This window comes from Amycolatopsis marina, assembly GCF_900111885.1.
Lineage (GTDB): Bacteria > Actinomycetota > Actinomycetes > Mycobacteriales > Pseudonocardiaceae > Amycolatopsis > Amycolatopsis marina.
Map to the genome: position 1 here is coordinate 1 of NZ_FOKG01000053.1, position 2,045 is coordinate 2,045.

Consider the following 2,045-nt stretch of genomic DNA (forward strand, 5'->3'; position numbering starts at 1 on the left):
CCCAGTCCTCCATGGTCAACACCTCCTGATCATGAGGAGGTGGTCAGATTTCCGCCGGTCAGACGGGGTCAGTTTTCACCCGGTGGCGACATCGACCAGGTCGCGCTGCGCGATCGCGATGACGCCAGGGCTACGGGACGAGGTGTTGCCGCTCCTACGGGTGCTGCGCGGTAGCCGCTTCTGGCCCGACGACAACGAACCCGACGACTTCGGTCACCGGGCCGCTCCTCTCGGAACGGAAGTGCTGCCGTGAAAGGGAGTACGCCGTGGTGATCCTGCCGACTCAGCGCCGCTCGTCCGAAGTGCCGCCGTCCGTACCGGCCCAAGCCGCCGACACTCCCACACTTAACGTCGACCACAGCGAGCTGACGCAATACCTACCCAGTCTGGGAGACCTCCCCGCAGCGGGGCTTCTGGCTCAGCCACTGGACGTCAACCAGGAGCGCGCCGCGGCGCTTCGGGCCGCGGCGCAAGGACAGCGCTCCGACGACGAGCATCTTGCGCTTCTGGACCGCGTCCTTGAGGCGCTGCGCCGCATCTGACCAAAACGGGCTCTACATGAACGCCGACCGCGCCGCACGTCCGAGCCGTGAGGTGACCATCTCCACCCACGTGGGGCGTGGTTCGCGCCGCATCCCTCTGAACTGCCGACCTACGCATTCAGATGTGCGAGCAGGTGCTCCAGCCTCCCCATTACCACGAGTTCATGATGCGTATCGTCGGCGGAAGCAGCCCGCTGATCCCGACGATCTCGGGCCCGCCCGAAGAGACAGGCAGTTTCTCGCCGCATTGGCTGTGTCGGATTGAGTTCGTGTCCTGTTCAGGCGACACAGCCTTCTCTTGTCTCGTTTCGAGGCCGTTGCCTGTGTCGCAAATCGCGTTGAGTGCTGGCCGGTCGTGGCTGGTTCAGGAGCTGAAGAATGGTCTCCGGCATGTCCTGCGGTTTGATCACTCACGGGGTGATCCGCAGGTGGGAGGGCTGCCGAGTTGCGCACAGCAGTACGATCGACGCGGCTACGTGGTCTCGTGACCTGTGCGTTCGCACCCGAAGGGTCAGGGAGAGCCTGGTGAAGGGAACGGGCACGTTGGACACGATCGATCCGCCGGAGGCAGCCGTCTCGATGGACTCCCCAGAGCCCGAGATGAGTGCAGAATCCTTCACTGTCCGTGCCGACGGGGCACTGGCCGACGCCCAGAGCGCCCAAACCCTGGTCACATCGGTTTTGAATATGCCGCCGGATGGCGTGGCCGTCGTCGACCTGTCCGCGGTGAACTACTTCACGATGGAAGCCGTCGGGCCGTTCTTGCAGCTGGTGCGCCGCTGTGTTGCCGACGGCCGAGCGCTGCGGCTCATTGCTTCCGATGCAGTTCGGCGGAAGCTGGAGACGATGGGCCTTGCTTCGACGTTCCCCCTGGATTCGCCCGTGTCACTCGGAGGGTTCGGGACAGCGGGAGATCCCGCGGCTGACGTCCTCGCACGAGACCCTCGCCCAGACGGTCTTGCCAGCCTCGTGCGTGCGGACACCCCAGTCCTCGGAGAGCTTGTCCACCAGGATCAGGCCACGGCCCCGCAGGTCCCCGAGCCGTGACCGGCCCACAACGGGTTGGTGTTCGACCACGCCGTCGTCGACTTCGATGAGCACCCAGCACGGCACGCGGTTGCGCCGTAGCCGTAGCTGGCTGGAACCGTCGGCATGGTCGTAGGCGTTGGTGAGCAGTTCGGTGCACACCAGCAACACCGCATTCAGATGATCTTCCGCGAGGTCGTTCAACGCTGAGCCGGCCCATTGCCGAACCTGCACCAGCAGCGGCACCTCGACGGAGCCGGGCAGGTCCAGGGTCAGCGGTTCGGGGGCGTCCTCGACACTCATCGGCATCTCCTCCGCAGGCAACGTGCGCCCTGTCTGCTCAAGGCGCACGCCGCTCGCTGGTACCCCCTCCCACGTGGGTCTAATACTGCAACGGCAGTTGGTCGTCGTGTGGTAGATCATCGTTGTGGTGGTCGATGTGGTGATGGGGCAGCTGGATCGGGTTCATGATCGGAT

General features: G+C 64.9%; 3 protein-coding genes. 2 read left to right on the forward strand and 1 reads right to left on the reverse strand.

Going from position 1 to position 2,045, the window contains the following annotated elements; all coding sequences use genetic code 11:
* Positions 1-82: 82 nt before the first annotated feature.
* Together BM199_RS34180 and BM199_RS33080 are read left to right on the forward strand one after the other, a co-directional pair.
* Complete coding sequence (locus BM199_RS34180) at positions 83-253, forward strand: hypothetical protein (protein WP_177242903.1); 171 nt, start codon at positions 83-85, stop codon at positions 251-253.
* 13 nt (positions 254-266) lie between these two features.
* Positions 267-542, forward strand: coding sequence for a hypothetical protein (locus BM199_RS33080; protein ID WP_091680110.1), 276 nt, complete (start codon positions 267-269; stop codon positions 540-542).
* Between the two features lie 885 nt (positions 543-1,427).
* Here the strand turns inward: BM199_RS33080 and BM199_RS33085 are convergent.
* Positions 1,428-1,871, reverse strand: a complete 444-nt coding sequence (locus BM199_RS33085) for an ATP-binding protein (RefSeq protein ID WP_342741757.1) — start codon at positions 1,869-1,871, stop codon at positions 1,428-1,430.
* Positions 1,872-2,045: the final 174 nt, after the last annotated feature.